The following is a 16769-nucleotide window of genomic DNA, read 5'->3' on the forward strand; positions in this document are numbered from 1 at the left end:
ACCGGCCGAGGTCACTGCGAGGGCTCGGGCACGTCACACTCGATCTCGGGGTTCAGCCCGACGTAGTTGAGCGGTCCGGCGACCACCGTCACGGCGGTGGTGCCCACCTCGGCGCAGTTGTCGTTGCTCCGGTCGAAGTATCCGCGCTGTCCGGCCGCGATCGCGCCGATGATCAGCCATAGCAGTACGATGACGCCGCCTATCGATCCGTAGCGCATGAGAGCCTCCTCGGGGGTGGAATGCGGATCGACCCGGCGCGGTGACCGACGGCCGAACTCCTGCCGGCCCCGGCTCGCCGGGAGTGTTGTCGACCTGATACCCATCGCCGGATCAGGCGCAAACGCCGCCACTCAGGCGGGACCGCCGCCGCGAGGAGTTCGCCCAGCAGCGGCGGCCATGCCCGGCGAAGCGTCGGCATGCCGCCGGTTCGGGTGGCTGCCGGAAGCAGGCCCCGGGCGGAAGCGTGCGGTCCGGCGGGCGGCGGCAGCGACAACCGGTCACTACAACCGGTGCGGCCCCGAGCCCTGTTCGCCGAGTACGTCCCGCGGGTTGACCAGCCCGCACTGCGCGAAGGAGAGGCAGCCGCAGCCGACGCACTCGGTGAACAGATCGCGCATCCGCTCCAGCCGGGCTATCCGGCCGTTCAGTTCGGCGCTCCAGCACTCCGACGCGCGGAGCCAGAACTCCCGGGTCGGCGCGACGTCCTCGGGTAGAAAGCCGAGCACCTCGCCGATTACCGACAGCGGGATGCCGACGTTCTGCGACGCCCGGATGAAGGCGACCTTACGCAAGGTGCTGCGGTGGTAGCGCCGCTGGTTTCCCGAGGTGCGACGGCTGCCGATCAGCCCCTGTCGCTCGTAGAACCGCAACGCCGACGCCGGTACGCCGCTGCGCTCGGCGAGCTCGCCGATCGTCAGCTCCGCCGCCTGCCAGGGAATTGTCGTCACCCGACCGAGGCTACTTGACTTGAACCTTTGTTTAAGTCCGAGCCTGGGGCGGCGGTCCCACACCGGGACCCGGCCGATCTCTATCTGGTCGGTCCGGTCGACACGAGGGGAACTGAAATGGGCGACAAGCGAACGATCCTGGTCATCGGCGCGACCGGAAACGTGGGGCGGCACGTGGTCACCGGACTGCTGGCGGCCGGTGCCGGCGTCCGGGCGCTGGTCCGGGATCCGGACCGTGCCGACCTGCCCGAGAGTGCCACCCTGGTCCAGGGTGACCTCGCCGACCCGGACGCCCTGGCCGGCGCCGCCGCCGGGGTCGACGGGGTGTTCCTGCTCTGGCCGTTCCTTACCGCCGAGCTGGCTCCGGCGGTGGTGGATGCCGTCGCCGCACCCGGCGTGCACGTCGTCTACCTCTCCGCGATGAACGTCCGGGACGACCAGGACCCGGCCCGCAACGGATTCTGGGGCGAGGTCGAGCGGCTGATCGAGGCGTCCGGGGCGACCTGGGCCTTCCTGCGCGCCGGCGGCTTCGCCACCAACACCCTGGAGTGGGCGGACCAGATCCGCGCCACCGGAACGGTCCGCTGGGTCTACGGCGGAGCCGCCCGGTCGCTGATCCACGAGCGTGACATCGCGGCGGTGGCGGTACGGGCGCTGATTGAGCAGGGGCACGCCGGCCGGAAGTACGTGCTCACCGGGCCGGAGCCGGTGACCCAGGCCGAGCAGGCGCGGCTGATCGGCGAGGCGGTCGGCCGGCCGGTGCGCTGGGTGGAGATCCCGGTCGAGCAGGTACGCCAGGACCTCCTCGAGGTCTGGGGAGACGCCGACTACCTCGACGGGGCGCTGGCGTACTGGGCGGGACTGGTCACCGGACCGGAGCCGGTGACCCGGACCGTGCAGGAGGTGACCGGTGTCCCGGCGCGTACATTCCGGGAGTGGGTAACCGACCATGCGGACGACTTCAGGCCGCTCTCGGTGCGGGGCATCGCGCAGCGGTACGTCTCGCTGGTCCAGAGGGGACGGTTCGACCTGGTCGCCGCGCTGCTCGCACCGGACATGGCCAGGGTCGCGCCGATCGAGACCGGGGGAGAGCCGGTCGAGGTACGCGGCGTGCCGGCCATCATGGTGAACAGCCGGCGGCTCAACGCCGACCTCGACATCCACGGGGTGAAGGTCGACGGGCCGTTCCTGGCGGGCGACCGGTTCGCCGTACGGTTCAGCTTCGACGAGACGCACCGGCCGACCGGCGTACGGACCACCAGCCGGAAGATGTCCCTCTACACGGTGACCGACGGGCTGATCAGTCGCGAAGAGGTGCACTACTTCGACCAGCCGAAGCCGGTCGCGTGAGGGGGTGGGCGGGTACCGGCCGTCGCCGGTCGGGTGTGCCGGCGCACGACGTGGCCGATCGGGTGGGACGGCGGACGGTCGGGGGCGACGGATGACCGGGATGCACGACGAACGGGACGCGGTACCGGAGGCGGTCCGGGACAGCCCCACCGGTTGGGTGTCGGTGCACATCCGGCGCTATCTGGAGACCGACGGGGCGGAGGGACACGACTACCAGGGCTTTCCGACCCTGCTGATAACCACCCGGGGCCGGCGGACCGGCGCCCTGCGCAGGACCGCACTGATCTACGGACGGGACGGCGACCGGCACGTGGTGGTGGCCTCGAACGGCGCCGCCGCGCGCGATCCGAGCTGGTTTCTCAACCTGCGGGCAGACCCGGTGGTGCGGGTGCAGGTGCGGGCCGACCGGTTCGTAGCCCGGGCCCGGGTCGCCGACCCCGTCGAGCGACCCCGGCTCTGGGAGTTGATGGCGGGGATCTTCCCGATGTACCGGACGTATGCCGAGCAGGCACCCCGGCAGATCCCCGTGGTGCTGCTGGAACGCCGCTGAGTCGCCGTCCGCCGTCCGGTCGCGTCCGGACCGCCGGCCGGGACGTACACCGGTCCTGGACTATCCGGGCGCCGCCCGGACGAGTCGTCCCCGCAGCACGACCGCGCCGGGGCGGTCCGGCCGGTCGAGGTGCTGGCGGGGGTCGTCGGGGTAGACGACGGCGTCGGCCGGAGCGCCCGGAACGAGGCCCGGCAGGCCGAGGTGGTCCCGGGCGGTCCAGGACGCGCCACCGAGCGCGACGTGCGGGTGTACGCCGGCGGCCACCCGCGCCCGCACCATCCGATCGACCGGCGGCCTGCGTGCGGGCCGGCCGTCGGTGCCGACGGTTACGGTAGCGCCCATGACCGACAGCGACTGTCCCTGGGAACCGCCCCTGGCCGGCACCGAGGTCGCGCACCTTCTCGGTGCGCTCGACCGGTTGCGCACCACTTTCCGCTGGAAGGCCGACAACCTGGACGCGGCTGGACTGGGCACCCGGCTCGGCGTCTCCGCGTTGACCCTCGGCGGCCTGCTCAAGCATCTTGCCCTGGTCGAGGACCATGTCTTCACCACGAGGCTGACCGGGGAAGCGATCGGCGCACCGTGGGACACCATCGAGGTCGCGGGCGGGGGCGACTGGGTCTTCACCTCCGCCGCCGACGACATGCCCGACCAGCTCTACGGATACTGGGACGGCGCCGTCGAGCGGTCCCGGGCGCGGCTCGGGGCGGCCCTGGCCACCGACGGGCTCGACCAGCTCGTGTACCTGTCCTGCCCGGACGGTCGGCGTGCCAGCCTGCGTCGGCTCGTCTTCGATCTGGTCGAGGAGTACGGCCGGCACACCGGGCACGCCGACCTGCTCCGGGAGGCGGTGGACGGACTCGTCGGCGAGGACCCTCCGGCGGGCTGGCGGCCGAAATCCGGGACGTTCCGGGTGGGTGACTGATTCGCGTCCTTCCGCACCGACGCCTTCCTTCGCCGGGGGCGCCGCCGGTGGGGGCGACCAGCGTCGCCGGTCGCCGGCCATTGTCGACCCTGCTAATTTGCCCGATCATCGGTCTGTCCGTACAGATCGGCGTATAACGGGACCAAGGGTTGATTTCGGCGCGACCGATCACCGGATCGGCCGTGCCGCGAGGCGTGAAAGGTCTGGTCATGCGACCGCTTCGGGTGCTGCGGATCATCTCCCGAATGGCTGTGGGCGAGGCCGCGCCGCAGGTCGGCGCCTTGATGCGTGGGCTCGACCCGGACCGCTTCGAGCAGCGGCTCTACGCGGGCCCGGTCGAGCCGGGTACCGGCGACTACCGCCGGTTGCGGGCCTCCGACGTACCGGTCCGGGTGCTGCCCGCGCTCCGCAGCCCGGCCCGGCCGGTCGACAACGTCCGGGCGCTGGCCGCGTTGATCACGGAGATCCGCCACTTCCAGCCCGACCTGGTGCACACCCACGACGTGCGGGCCGGCGTGCTGGGCCGGGTCGCGGCGGTCACCTGCCGGGTGCCGATCCGGGTGCACACCTTCCACACCCATCCGGTGCCCGGGTCGTCGCGCACCGCCGGCCAGGTGACCGCGGGTGCCGAGTGGATGCTGGCCCGGACCAGCCACGCCCTGGTCGCGGTCGGCGCCCGGCTCCGCGACGAACTCCTGGCCGCCTCGATCGGCCGTGCTGACCAGTACACCGTGATGCCACCGGGGGCGAGCCTGTCGCCGCTGCCCGGGCAGGACCACGCGCGGCGTACCCTCGGCCTGCCCGAGACCGGGCCGGTGGTGGCGTACATCGGCCCGCTCAGTACGGCCAAGCGGCCGGACCGGTTCCTCACGGTGGCCCGGGCGGTCCGGCGTACCCGGGCCGATGTCCGGTTCGTGGTCTGCGGCGAGGGTGCCGAGTCGGCCGAGACGGTCAGGGCGGCCGCCGCCGATCGGATCGAGGTGACCTTCCTGCCTTGGCGGTCGGATCTGGAGACGGTCTACGCCGCCGCCGACCTGGTGATTCAGACCTCGGACCACGAGGGGACGCCGCTGACCCTGATCGAGGCCGGCCACGCCGGCCGGCCGGTGGTGGCCACCGACGTCGGCGGCACCGCCGAGGTGATCCGGCACGGCCGGTCCGGGCTGCTCTGCGATCGCCGGGACATCGACGGGCTGAGCCGCGCGGTGCTGCGGCTGCTGGCGGACGACGAGTTGCGGCACCGGATGGGCCGCACCGCGCTGGCCGAGACCAGGGAGGCGTTCGGCACGCCCCGGCTGGTGGCGGCGACCAGGGACCTCTACCACCGGCTCGCGATGGCCCGGGGGTGCTGGCCGACCGAGCCTGCCGAGTCCCCCGGCGCCCTGGCCCGCGCCCGCTGACCCGCCGCCGTCCGGCGGCCGGGCCACCGGTGCACGAGGGATCAGGTCACCGGCCTGCCTGTTCCGACGGATCGGGTCACCGGCCTGTCTGCTCCGAGGGACCGGGTCACCGGCCTGCCCGCTTCGACGGGCCGGGCTGCTGACCTACCGCTCCCCGACGACGAGCTGCCGGTGCGCGGACCACCCGGGCTACAGGCGTTCGACCACCGGGCCGCGGCAGCGGTCGCGGCTGTCGAAGACGTACCGGGCGGTTCTGATGATCATGTCGTAGTCGAGTACGTCATGGTCGGTGACCACCACCACCGCGTCGGCGTCCCGGACCTCGTCCTCGGTCAACTCGACCATCGCCAGTTCGGTCGGCACCTGCCGGGGATCGGCGTACGGCTCCACCGCCCTGATCCGGGCCCCGAGCGCGTGCAGCCGGCCGGCCAGGTCGATCGCGGGAGAGTCCCGGAGGTCGCCGGTGTTCTTCTTGTACGCCAGGCCGATCATCAGCAGCCGGGCGCCCCGCAGCGGCCGGCCCCGGCTGCTCAGCCCGGCCATCACCCGCTGCGCCACGTACTCCGGCATGGCGTGGTTGATGTCGCTGGCCAGCTCGACGAACCGGAACTGCCGGCCGAGCCGGCGTTTCACCTGCCAGGACAGATAGCAGGGGTCGATCGGCAGGCAGTGGCCGCCGATTCCGGGGCCGGGCCGGAAGGACATGAACCCGAACGGCTTGGTTGCCGCCGCGTCGATGGCCTGCCAGATGTCGATGCCGAGCTGGTGGCTGAAGGTGGCCAGCTCGTTGACGAGCGCGATGTTGACCTGGCGGAACGTGTTCTCGATCAGCTTGGTGAGTTCGGCGACCCGGGTCGAGTCGACCGGTACGGTCTGCTGGACGATCCGGCGGTAGAAAGAGTCGACCCGGTCCAGCGCCTCCGGTCCCATTCCGGAGACCACCTTCGGGGTGTTCTCCAGTCTCCAGACCGGGTTGCCCGGATCGATCCGCTCCGGACTGTAGCCGAGATGGAATTCGTCCGGGCTGCGCAGCCCGCTGCCGGATTCGAGCAGCGGCCGGAGCAGTTCCTCGGTGGTCCCGGGATAGGTCGTCGACTCCAGGATGACGGTGCAGCCGGGCCGGACGTACGGGGCGAGCGCCATGCCGGCCTGCTCCACATAGCTGAGGTCGGGTACGCCGTCCCGCAGCGGGGTCGGCACGCTGATCACGCAGACGTCGAAGTCCCGGGCGTCGGCGTAGTCGCTGGTGGGCAGGTAGCGGCCGGTGGCCAGCGCCGCACCGAGCCGCTGGTCGGAGATGTCCTCGACAAAGGACTCCCCGCTGCCGAGCCGCTTGATCCGGTCGGTGTCGACGTCGAGTCCGACGACGTCCAGTCCGGACTCCACGGCGGCGACCGCGAGGGGCAGACCGACGTATCCCTGACCGACGACAACCAGCTTTTCGCTGCTCATAGGGGCTCCCACCGTACTCGGACGACGTGGTGCACACCTTAGGGTGATTTATCGTTGATCACCTTGGAAACGGGGATAAAGGGAAGTATTTCCCAGCGTCGTGCCGGCACACGGCGCTACGCACCGTTGGTAGCGGAGAGGCTACCAACAGTGCGGCACCGTTCGGCTCAGTCGTTGCCCGGCTCGACCGGCCCGCCGCTGCCCGGCGGGTCCTCGGGACCGGTCGGCGGGTTGCTCGGCGGCGGATCGGTCGGCGGCGGCTCGGTCGGGTCGTCGGTCGGGTCGCTGTCCGGGGACGGGCTCGGCGTCGGCGAGGCGGTGGGACGCGGCCGGGGACTGTCCCGGGGCCGGGGAGAGTTCGGGTCCTGCCCGCTCGGCACCGTCGCCGACGGCTGCTCCGGAATGTGAGCCTCGACCGTCGCGGTGCTGCTGGGCGTGGGGGACGGCGGTGCCTTCGTCGCCGGGGCGTCGTCGGACATCCGGAAGGCGATCACGGCGGTGACCACCGCCGCGCCCAGCCCGATCACGGCGGCGATCCCGGCCAGGGTGAGGACGCGGATTCCGGGCTCCCGGCCCCGGCCCTCCGCACCGACCACCGGATTGTCGGTCAGGGTGCTCGGCCCGCTCGCCGCGCCCGCCTTGCCCGTGCCACCTGCCGAGACCGCCCGGACGCCGAGACCGGTGACCGCGGTCGGCTCCGCCTGGGCGATGCCGCCACCGTCGACCCCGCCGACCGTGTCCGCCGCCAGCACCTCCGGGTGGTTCGCGGCAGCCCGGGCCGCCGTCGCCAGCGCCGCCGCGTCCGGGTACCGGTCGGCCGGGTCCTTGGCCAGGGCCCGCCCGATCAGTTCGGCCACCGGCCCGGGTACGTCGTCGGGCAGCGGATCCGGATCCTCGTGCAGATGCTTCACCGCGACCTGCAACGGGTTCTCCCCGGTGAACGGCGGCTGCCCGGCCACACACTGGTACGCCACCGCGCCGAGCGCGTAGATGTCGGTGGCGGCCGAGACGGGCTTGCCGGAGGCCTGCTCCGGCGCCATGTAGAGCGCCGTCCCGGGCACCGCGTTCGAGCTGGTGATGCTGGTGATGTTCACCGAGCGGGCGACCCCGAAGTCGAGCAGCCGGACGGCCCCGTCGGCCTGCACCAGCAGGTTGCTCGGCTTCACGTCGCGGTGCACGATCCCGCCCTGGTGCGCGGCGTGCAGTGCCTGGGCGACCTGGGCCACCACGTGCATCGCGTCGACCACGCTCAGCCGTCCGGTGTCCCGGATCCGGGCCGACAGCGGCTCGCCGTCGACGTACTCCATGACCAGGTAGTCGGTCCGGCCGGAGGGCAGCTCGTCCTCGCCGTAGTCGAAGACCTGCACGATGCCCGGGTGGTGCAGGGTGGCCAGCATCCGGGCCTCGGCGCGGAACCGGGCGATGAAATCGGGGTCGGACAGCAGCGAGGGGAGCAACACCTTGACCGCGACCCGGCGCCCGAGCACCACGTCGGTACCGCGCCACACGTCGCCCATCCCACCGGTGGCGACACGCTCGTCAAGGCGGTAACGCCCGCTCAGCAGGACTCCCGATTCCAGCACGTGCACACCGTACCCAGCCGTGTGGCCCGGTACGCAATCGCGGCGGCGACTGTGCTGCGTCGGCTGGTGACGCTGTCGATCACCGTACCCGGAGGCCACCGCGGCCGGTCCGGCACCCCGCCGGACCGGTGGCCGGATCAGCCGGAGACGGCGATCGCGGTCGAGTCGGCGGGGTGGTAGCAGCGCACCCGGTCCGGGTCGACGGCGAGCCAGACCGGGCTGCCGGGGCCGATCCGGAACGTCGGCGGCGCCTGCACCTTGAGCTGCCGGCCGGCCAGGTCGACGGTGAGCAGGATGGCCGCGCCGGTCGGCTCGACCACCTCCACCCGGGCCGCCAGCCGGCCCGGCCCGTCGGCGTCGAAGACCTCGATGTTCTCGGCCCGGACGCCGACCGTGACCTCGTCGCCCGGATAGTCGCCCAGCGCCGTGGGGGCGGCCGTGTACTGGTCGCCGATCCGCAGCCGGGGCCGGCCGTCGGCCCGGTCGACCCGGGCCGGGAGGAAGTTCATCGGCGGGGCGCCGAGGAAACCGCCGACGAACTCGTCGGCCGGGCTGTCGTAGACCTCCAGCGGCGGGCCGACCTGCGCGACCCGCCCCTCGCGCAGCACCGCGATCCGGTCGCCCAGGGAGAGCGCCTCGGCCTGGTCGTGCGTGACGTAGACCGTGGTGGTGCCGAGCTTGCCGACGATCCGCTTCAGCTCGGTGCGGAACTCCATCCGGAGCAGCGCATCCAGGTTGGACAGTGGCTCGTCCATCAGCAGCACGTCGGCGTCGGTCACGATCGCTCGGGCCACCGCGACCCGCTGCCGCTGCCCGCCGGAGAGCTGCGCCGGGTAGCGGTCCAGGTATTCGGTCAGGTGCAGCAACTCGGCCGCCTCGCCCACCCGGCGGTCGATCTCCGCCTTCGGCGTCTTGCGCATGGCCAGCCCGAACGCGATGTTCTGGCGTACCCGCATGTGCGGCCAGATGGCGTACGACTGGAAGACCATCGACAGGCCGCGCTGCCGGGCCGGCAGGTCGGTCACGTCCCGGCCGCCGATCTGCACGCTGCCGGAGTCCGGGGACTCCAGCCCGGCGATCATCCGCAGCAGGGTGGTCTTGCCACAGCCGCTCGGCCCGACGAGGACCAGGAACTCGCCGTCGCGTATCTCCAGGCTGATGTCGTCGGTGGCGGGGGAGCGGGTGCCCGGATAGGTCTTCGCCAGGTTCCGCAACACGATCTCGGCCAACGCTCGTCCCTTTCAGCGGATCGTGGTTCCCCACATGTTCAACAGGTACCGGCGCATGAACGCGATGAAGACCAGGGCGGGTACGACCAGCGCGAAGCCCCCGGCGAACCGGAACGCCAGTGGCGAGTCGGCCAGCGTGGAGAGCACCTGGGCCGGCAGGGTACGCCGGTTGAGGGTGAGCACGGCCGCGCCGAGCACCTCGTTCCAGGAGGTGACGAAGGTGAAGATCGCGGCGGCGGCGATCCCGGCCAGCGCCTGCGGCAGTACCACCCGGGCGAACGCCCTCGGTGCGCTGGCCCCGAAGACCATCGCCGCCTCCTCGTGCTCGACCGGTACCGCCACGAAGATCGCCGACGTGATCAGTACGGTGGTCGGCAGCGCCAGCGCGGTGTGCAGCAGCGCGACCGCGTACGTGGTGTCGTAGAGCCCGGTGGCCAGGAAGACCCGGGCCAGCGGCACCGAGAGCACCACGATCGGCAGCGCCCGGGTGAGCAGCAGGAAGAGTTGGTACGGCTCCCGCCCCCGGAAGGCGTACCGGGCCACGGCGTAGCCGGCCGGCACCCCGAGGACCAGCGACAGGGCGAGGCTGAGCAGGCCCACCTCGACGGAGTTCTGGAACCCGCCGACCACCCCGGTGCTGTCCAGGAAGACCCGCATCGTCTCGGTCGAGACGTCGGTGGGCAGCAGCGAGAGCGGGAAGCGGTTCAGCGACTCCCGGCTGGAGAGCGCGGCCAACGCGATCAGATAGATCGGCAGCCCCATGAAGAGGGTGACCGCGACACAGGCGACGTGGATCGCGAGCGTGCGGCGGCGGGCGGCCGTCAGCCGGTTCACCGGCCACCGCCGGTGGCCGCCGGGTCGCGCAGCACCCGCAGGTAGACCACCGCGGTGCCGAGGGACATCAGCAGGATCACCAGGGCGATCGCCGCCGAGACCCGCTCGTTCTGCAACGTCACGTACCACTGGTAGGTCTCGCCGACCAGCAGCGGGAAGCTGCGGCCGGTGAGCGCCTGGGCGACCGCGAAGGTCTGCAACCCGAGGATGGTACGCAGGATCAGCGCCACCTGGAGGCTCGGGCGCAACTGCGGCAGGATGACGTGGCGCAGCCGCTGCCAGTAGGTCGCGCCGAAGACCGCCGCCGCCTCGTCGTAGTCGCGCGGGATGTTCTGCAGTCCGGCCACCACGATCACGAGTACCAGTGAGGTGGCCCGCCACAGCTCGGCCAGCAGCACCGCGAGGAACATGGTGGTGTCGTTGTCGTAGGAGAGCCAGGCGTAGCCGTCGCCGAGCCCGAGGTGGGCCAGGACCGAGTTGAGGTAGCCCCGGTCGGCGAAGATCGACAGCCAGACCAGCCCGGCGGCCAGGTCGCTGATCGCCAGCGGTACGCACCAGACGTAGAAGTAGAACGACGAGAGCCTCGGCCGCTCCCGCAGCAGCAGCGCCATGGTCAGCGCGAAGGCGAACTGCAACGGGATCAGTACGACGATCAGCAGTGCGGTGTTCCGGGTCGCCGTCCAGAAGTAGGGGTCGTCGAGCATCCGGCGCAGGTGGGCCAGGGTGGGCCCGTCGGTGCCGGTGAACGCCTGCCCGACGCCGACCACGATCGGCCAGAGGAAGAGCGCGGCGAGGAAGACCACCGAGGGCGCGATCAGCAGCGCCGCCGTCGGCACCCGGGGCCGGGGTCGCCGGCGGCTCGGCCGGGCCGGTGCCGCCGGGGACCCTTCGGTGGGCGCCGGATCCGGCGCGGTGGTCACTGCACCCGGCACGTCTGTCCCGCCGCGACCGGGTCGGGGCGCCAGCACGGCACCATCACTTCGTCGAGGATGGTGTTGAGCTGCTGCGCCTGCCGGTCGAGGACCTGCTGCACCGGCCTGCGGTCCAGGCAGATCTCCTTGAAGCAGTTCTTGAAGATCTGCGACACCTCGCCGTCCTTGGCGCCCAACCCCACCGGGGGCAGGGCCAGGACGGCGCCCTCGGCGTCCTGCTGCCGGCGCACCGCCTCCGCCTCCAGCGCCACCGCCGGCGGCAGGTCGGACGGGAGCGCGGCGGAGACCACCGGGAAGAAGGCGTTGCGGCGCAGCACCTCCAACTGCACGTCCGGAGTGGTCAACGCCTCGATCACCTGGCGTGCCCGGTCCGGCTCCGGGGCGCCCTTCGGAATCGCCAGGCCGGCGACGACCAGCATGTAGCCGAGCCCCTTCGGACCGCGCGGCGCGGGTGCCATGATCCAGTCGTCCGGCTTGTCGGCCGGGGCGTTGACCAGCCGGGCGACGTGGTCCCAGGCGATCAGTACCTCGCCGCGCTGCAACGGCTCCTGCATGTTGTCGTAGTTGGTCGACGCCGGCGCGGCCTGCGCCCACAGCTCCACCATGTACTGCCAGGCCTGCACCGCCTCCGGGCCCCGGAACGTGGTCATCTGGCCGCCGGTGAAGCTCGGCAGCAGGTAGCCCTGGAAGAACCGGTGGTAGAGACCCTTCGGGCCGCAGGGCAGGCCGAAGACCGGCTTGTTGCCGTTGGCCCGCCGGGCGTTGCCGACCCAGGTCAGCAACTGGTCGTACGTCAGGTTCTGCACGTCGGCGCCGCTGGGCAGCCACTGCAACGCCCGCTTGTTGACGGCGAGCACGTACGACGCCTGCATCCAGGGCAGATAGGTGGTGGCGCCACCGGCCAGCTTGCCGAGCTGGGCGAGGTCGGTCGGGAACCTCCGGTCGGCCAGCTTGCCGGCCAGGTCGTCGAGGTTCTCGAACTTGTCGGCGTGCGGGGCGAAGTCGCCGTGCAGCCCGCCGGCGAGGCTGACCTCGACCCGCCCGGCACCGACCTGCGAGGTGATGGTCGAGGAGAAGACGTTCGGCTCGACGGTGTTGTACGCGACCGCGCCGCCTTCGACCCGGTCCCGGAGGATCTGCTCGAACCGCTGCCGCTCCTCGACCGGGGTGAACTGGGTGGAGAGGAAGGTGATCGACCCTTCCTCGTCCGAGCCGGTGGTCGACGCGCCGCCGCAGGCGCTCAGTAGTGGAGCGGCCCCGGCGGCGAGGCCGAGCCCGAGTAGCCGGCGCCGGTCGAGCCGGAGGTCTCTGCCGGGCGTGCCTGCGCGTCGTGCCATCGTGCCTCCCCGTGACGGTGGTGGCCGGCCCGGTTCCGACTGCTGAGCGGGCACCGATGCCGGCTGGAGCGGAGTGCCACAAGTGCACATATTCGCAAGCTTGGTGTCAAGCCGGGAACGCCGTTACGTTCCGTCCCGTTATCCAACCGGCGCCGTGCCGAGTCCGGTGCCGGCGGGCATCACCCGGTCGGGTCAGCCGGCGAGCCGGTCCGCCTCCTCGGCGAGCTGGCGGGCGAGCGGCTCGATCCGGGAGCGCCAGGCGGCCAGCGCGGTCGCGTGGCCGCCCGGCGCGTCGGCCGGGCCGGTCTGCTCCAGCACCAGCCGGGCACCGTGCCCGGTGCCCTGGGCCAGTTCCCAGCGGATCCGGCCGGCCGGTGCTCCGGCGGCTTCCCAGGCGTACTCCAGCAGGGTCGGGGGCTGCAGTGCGGTGACCGGGCCGGCCGGGAACTCGTCGGTGGTGAAGCCCGGCGGCGGTGGCGCGCCGAGCGTGGCCGGCCGGTCGGGGGCGGACCGGGTCAGTGCCGCCCAGACAGCCTCGGCGGGCCGGGTCAGCTGCCGTTCGAAGCGCACCCGCCAGCCGTCCCCGGTGGTGTCGGCGACCCCCTCGGCCAGCCCGAACCGCTCGACGTACGACTCGTGCAGCCGTCCCGACGGGCGCGCCGACTGGTCGACGGGTCGGCCGTCCAGCACCAGTTCGAGCGCGTCGAGGCAGATCTGCCAGCCGGAGGCGAAGCTCGCCGCGCCGGCCCGGTCGTCGAAGACGTGGCTGAACACCAGCAGGCAGCCCGGACCGTCCGGGTGCAGTTCGATCCGGAAGAGCTCGTCCTCCCAGGTGAAGGCGAACAGCCGGGGCGGCTCGTACGCGTCGACCCGGCCGACCGACTCCGCCGACGCGTCGGGACCGGACCCGAAGCTGAAGGTGATCCGCCCGCCGGGGCGCGGGTCCAGCCGTATCTCGGCGGGAAACCACTCGCGGAGCTGCTCGGGTTCGGTGACGGCGGGCCAGACCTTCTCCGGCGGATGGACCAGCCGGCGCTCGATGCGCAGCACCTGGCGTCCGTGCGCGGTGTCCAGGCTCTCGTTCACGACAACTCCTCGGATCTCGGATCGGTCCGCCGCTGCTCGGCGGGGCCGGAACGCGCCGGTGGCGGCGGCTCGACGGCCGGCGGGCGCTCGGGGCCGGTGGAATTGTCGGACCCGGATGGCATGGTGTTCAGATGCTGTTCAAGAGCATCGATCCGGCTGGACCACATCCATCGGTAGGGTGCGAGCCAGGCGTCGAGTTCGGCGAGCGGTTCGGGGCAGAGCTCGTACCAGCGACGTTGCGCCTCCGGTCGGACCCGGACCAGCCCGGCGTCGCGCAGCACCCGCAGGTGTTTCGAGGTGCCCGGCTGGGTCAGCCCCAACTGCTCGGTGAGTTCGCCGACCGAGCGCGGCCGCTCCCGGAGCAGGTCCAGGATGTGTCGGCGGACCGGCTCGGCGAGGACTTCGAACGGCGTGGCCATGACCCCGAACATACCAACTCAGTAATATGCCGAGCAAGTTATGCATGCGCGCCGCTCGGCAGTGGTCCGAAGCGTGTGCCCCGGAAAACCGGGTAAGGGGAGTCGGTTCCCAGGAGGGGAGGACCTGCACTGATGCCATCCGACCTGGACAGCGGCACGATCCTGCGGGCGATGGAGGACGCCGAGGGATATGTCGCCAAGATCTGCTTCAAGACCGGGCCACCCACGCTCAGCGGCGTGGAACTGGAATGGACCGTGCACGACGCGGCCGTTCCGAGCCGACCGGTGGATCCGGCCCGGCTTCGCACCGCACTCGGCCCGTACGCCCCGACCACCCTCGATCCCGACAGTCTCGGCCAGCCGCTGCCCCACTCCGGCACGGTCAGCGTGGAGCCCGGCGGCCAGGTGGAACTATCCACCGCCCCGCGTCACCTTCTCGGCGAGCTGCACGAGAGCGCCACCTCGGACCTCGCCCACCTCACCGATCTGCTCGGCGCCGCAGGACTCGTCCGTGGCGACGCCGGCATCGATCCGCACCGGCCACCGACTCCGGTGGTCGACACCCCCCGCTACCACGCGATGCGCTGCGCCTTCGACCGGCTCGGCGCGGCCGGCCGGACCATGATGTACAGCACCGCCGGGCTCCAGGTCTGCCTGGACGCCGGCACCGTCGACCGGTTCGCCGACCGGTGGGCCGCCGCACACGCCTTCGGGCCACCCCTGCTCGCGCTCTTCGCCACCGCCCGCCGGCACGCCGGCCGGGACACCGGCTGGGCCTCCGCCCGGATGGCCGCCTGGCAGTTCATCGACCCGGCCCGGACCCGTCCGGCCTGGTCGCCGACCTCGGGCTCGGCCGACCCAACCGACGCCTGGGTCCGGTACGCGCTCGCCGCCCCGCTGCTCTGCGTACGCCGGGACGGCGGGGACTGGACGGTCCCGCCCGGGATCACCTTCCGGGACTGGCTGGCCGGTGCGCTGCCCCGGCCGCCGACCACCGACGACCTGGAGTACCACCTCAGCACCCTGTTCCCGCCGGTACGCCCCCGCGGGTACCTGGAAATCCGCTACCTCGACGCGCAACCCGGCGGTGAGTGGATCGCGCCGGTCGGCGTGCTCGCGGCGCTGCTCGACGACGACCGCACCCGGGACGCCGCCCGGGCGGCCTGCGAACCGGTCGCCGGCCGGTGGGCCGAGGCGGCCCGGCGCGGGCTGCGGGACCCGCTGCTGGCCGGAGCGGCCGACACCCTGCTCGACCTCGCGCTGCGGTCGCTGGACCGCACCGGACTGTCGCCGGCGACCTGCGAGGAGATCACCCGGATCGTGGCGCGGCGGTTCGCCGCCGCGCGGAAGGGATCGACATGACCGACGTCCGACCCGACAACCGGCCGACCGAATCGCTGCGCGACCGGATCGCCACCGAACTGACCCGGGCCCGGGACCGCAGCGTCCGGCTCACCGAGGCGGTCGACGACGACGACCTGGTCCGGCAGCACTCACCGATCATGTCCCCGCTGGTCTGGGACCTCGCCCACGTGGGCAACCAGGAGGAACTGTGGCTGGTCCGCGATGTCGGCGGCCGCGATCCGGTGCGGCAGGACATCGACGACCTCTACGACGCCTTCAAGCACCCCCGCAAGGACCGGCCGGCCCTGCCGCTGCTCGGCCCGGCCGAGGCCCGACGCTACGTGGCGACCGTCCGGGACAAGGTCTTCGACCTGCTCGACGGCGTCCGGTTCGACGGCGGCCGGCTGGTCGTCGACGGGTTCGCGTTCGGCATGATCGCCCAGCACGAGCAGCAGCACGACGAGACCATGCTCGCCACCCACCAGCTCCGGACCGGCCCGCCGGTGCTCTCCGCACCCGCGCCGCCGCCCTCGGCCGGACCGGTCGCCGGTGAGGTGCTGGTCCCGGCCGGCCGGTTCACGATGGGCACCTCCACCGACCCGTGGGCGCTGGACAACGAGCGCCCCGGCCACCCGGTGGAACTGCCCGCGTACGTCATCGACGCGGCGCCGGTGACCAACGCGGAATACCTCGCCTTCGTCGCCGACGGCGGTTACACCGACCCGCGCTGGTGGAGCGAGGCGGGCTGGCGGCACCGGTCGTCGGCCGGACTGACCGCTCCGATGCACTGGCGGCGGGACGGCACCGACTGGGGCTACACCCGGTTCGGCCGGTTCGCTCCGCTGGTCCCGGACGAGCCGGTGGTGCACGTCGGCTTCCACGAGGCCACGGCGTACGCGGCCTGGGCCGGCAAGCGGCTGCCGACCGAGGCCGAGTGGGAGAAGGCGGCCCGCTGGGACCCGGACAGCGGCCGGTCGCGCCGATATCCGTGGGGGGACGACGACCCGACGCCCGAGCGCGCCAACCTCGGTCAGCGGCACCTTGCGCCGGCACCGGTCGGGGCGTACCCGGCGGGCGCCTCGCCGCTCGGCGTTCACCAGCTCATCGGGGACGTCTGGGAGTGGACCTCCAGTCCGTTCATCGGCTATCCCGGGTTCGCGGCCTTCCCCTATCGGGAATACTCCGAGGTCTTCTTCGGCTCCACCTACCGGGTGCTCCGGGGCGGCTCGTTCGGCACCGACCCGGTGGCCTGTCGGGGCACGTTCCGCAACTGGGACCTGCCGATCCGCCGGCAGATCTTCAGCGGCTTCCGGTGCGCCCGGGACGCCCGGCCGGACGAGGCGGCGTGACCGGTCCCGACCCGTCGCCCGGCCGGCGGAGC

Annotated in this window: 17 protein-coding genes and 1 pseudogene; 7 read left to right on the forward strand and 11 right to left on the reverse strand. The window is 72.4% G+C overall.

Annotation, left to right across the window (positions count from 1 at the left end; translation table 11 throughout):
• Positions 1-11: 11 nt before the first annotated feature.
• On the reverse strand, positions 12-218 hold the full coding sequence (locus tag R6Y94_RS01970; RefSeq protein WP_318394000.1) for a hypothetical protein: 207 nt from the start codon (positions 216-218) through the stop codon (positions 12-14).
• 282 nt (positions 219-500) lie between these two features.
• Entirely contained in the window at positions 501-947 is a 447-nt protein-coding gene (gene soxR, locus R6Y94_RS01975; RefSeq protein WP_318394001.1) for a redox-sensitive transcriptional activator SoxR, read from the reverse strand.
• Positions 948-1064: 117 nt separating this feature from the next.
• Between soxR and R6Y94_RS01980 the strand changes: the two are divergent.
• The 3 genes and pseudogenes from R6Y94_RS01980 to R6Y94_RS01990 form a co-directional block, all read left to right on the forward strand.
• Positions 1065-1910, forward strand: a pseudogene (locus R6Y94_RS01980) (NmrA family NAD(P)-binding protein); the annotation flags it as partial.
• 12 nt (positions 1911-1922) lie between these two features.
• Positions 1923-2297 (forward strand): nuclear transport factor 2 family protein, encoded by a 375-nt coding sequence (locus R6Y94_RS01985; RefSeq protein ID WP_318394148.1) that lies wholly within the window; start codon positions 1923-1925, stop codon positions 2295-2297.
• A gap of 100 nt (positions 2298-2397) precedes the next feature.
• The gene (locus R6Y94_RS01990) at positions 2398-2847 is read left to right on the forward strand and encodes a nitroreductase family deazaflavin-dependent oxidoreductase (protein ID WP_318394002.1); all 450 of its coding nucleotides are present in this window, start codon (positions 2398-2400) and stop codon (positions 2845-2847) included.
• 60 nt (positions 2848-2907) lie between these two features.
• Here the strand turns inward: R6Y94_RS01990 and R6Y94_RS44975 are convergent, their stop codons facing one another.
• Positions 2908-3189: a hypothetical protein gene (locus R6Y94_RS44975; protein ID WP_412102673.1), complete on the reverse strand. Its 282-nt coding sequence runs from the start codon at positions 3187-3189 to the stop codon at positions 2908-2910.
• Here R6Y94_RS44975 and R6Y94_RS02000 point away from each other — a divergent pair.
• Both R6Y94_RS02000 and R6Y94_RS02005 read left to right on the forward strand, forming a co-directional pair.
• On the forward strand, positions 3188-3772 hold the full coding sequence (locus R6Y94_RS02000; RefSeq protein WP_318394003.1) for a DUF664 domain-containing protein: 585 nt from the start codon (positions 3188-3190) through the stop codon (positions 3770-3772). The two genes, R6Y94_RS44975 and R6Y94_RS02000, sit on opposite strands and share 2 nt — an antisense overlap.
• Before the next feature lie 209 nt (positions 3773-3981).
• Entirely contained in the window at positions 3982-5172 is a 1191-nt protein-coding gene (locus R6Y94_RS02005; RefSeq protein ID WP_318394004.1) for a glycosyltransferase, read from the forward strand.
• Between the two features lie 189 nt (positions 5173-5361).
• Here R6Y94_RS02005 and R6Y94_RS02010 read toward each other — a convergent pair whose 3' ends face one another.
• The 8 genes from R6Y94_RS02010 to R6Y94_RS02045 form a co-directional block, all read right to left on the reverse strand.
• Entirely contained in the window at positions 5362-6624 is a 1263-nt protein-coding gene (locus R6Y94_RS02010; RefSeq protein WP_318394005.1) for a nucleotide sugar dehydrogenase, read from the reverse strand.
• A gap of 167 nt (positions 6625-6791) precedes the next feature.
• The gene (locus R6Y94_RS02015; RefSeq protein WP_318394006.1) at positions 6792-8207 is read right to left on the reverse strand and encodes a serine/threonine-protein kinase; all 1416 of its coding nucleotides are present in this window, start codon (positions 8205-8207) and stop codon (positions 6792-6794) included.
• Between the two features lie 137 nt (positions 8208-8344).
• The gene (locus R6Y94_RS02020; RefSeq protein WP_318394007.1) at positions 8345-9436 is read right to left on the reverse strand and encodes an ABC transporter ATP-binding protein; all 1092 of its coding nucleotides are present in this window, start codon (positions 9434-9436) and stop codon (positions 8345-8347) included.
• A 12-nt stretch (positions 9437-9448) separates the two neighbouring features.
• Positions 9449-10270, reverse strand: a complete 822-nt coding sequence (locus R6Y94_RS02025) for a carbohydrate ABC transporter permease (protein ID WP_318394008.1) — start codon at positions 10268-10270, stop codon at positions 9449-9451.
• Complete coding sequence (locus R6Y94_RS02030) at positions 10267-11190, reverse strand: sugar ABC transporter permease (protein WP_318394009.1); 924 nt, start codon at positions 11188-11190, stop codon at positions 10267-10269. Before R6Y94_RS02030 ends, R6Y94_RS02025 begins: the two co-directional genes overlap by 4 nt.
• Complete coding sequence (locus R6Y94_RS02035; RefSeq protein ID WP_318394010.1) at positions 11187-12539, reverse strand: ABC transporter substrate-binding protein; 1353 nt, start codon at positions 12537-12539, stop codon at positions 11187-11189. Before R6Y94_RS02035 ends, R6Y94_RS02030 begins: the two co-directional genes overlap by 4 nt.
• Before the next feature lie 192 nt (positions 12540-12731).
• The gene (locus tag R6Y94_RS02040) at positions 12732-13625 is read right to left on the reverse strand and encodes an SRPBCC family protein (RefSeq protein WP_318394011.1); all 894 of its coding nucleotides are present in this window, start codon (positions 13623-13625) and stop codon (positions 12732-12734) included.
• Positions 13622-14044: a metalloregulator ArsR/SmtB family transcription factor gene (locus tag R6Y94_RS02045; RefSeq protein WP_318394012.1), complete on the reverse strand. Its 423-nt coding sequence runs from the start codon at positions 14042-14044 to the stop codon at positions 13622-13624. Before R6Y94_RS02045 ends, R6Y94_RS02040 begins: the two co-directional genes overlap by 4 nt.
• A 132-nt stretch (positions 14045-14176) precedes the next feature.
• On the opposite strand from R6Y94_RS02045, the gene egtA reads away from it, so the two are divergent.
• On the forward strand, positions 14177-15406 hold the full coding sequence (gene egtA, locus R6Y94_RS02050) for an ergothioneine biosynthesis glutamate--cysteine ligase EgtA (RefSeq protein ID WP_318394013.1): 1230 nt from the start codon (positions 14177-14179) through the stop codon (positions 15404-15406).
• Positions 15403-16737 carry an ergothioneine biosynthesis protein EgtB gene (egtB, locus tag R6Y94_RS02055; RefSeq protein WP_318394014.1) on the forward strand — a complete coding sequence of 445 codons (1335 nt, stop codon included), beginning with the start codon at positions 15403-15405 and terminating at the stop codon, positions 16735-16737. The genes egtA and egtB overlap by 4 nt, the downstream gene beginning before the upstream one ends.
• Positions 16738-16769: the final 32 nt, after the last annotated feature.

The sequence above is a fragment of the Plantactinospora sp. KLBMP9567 genome, from assembly GCF_033446045.1.
Taxonomy (GTDB): domain Bacteria; phylum Actinomycetota; class Actinomycetes; order Mycobacteriales; family Micromonosporaceae; genus Plantactinospora.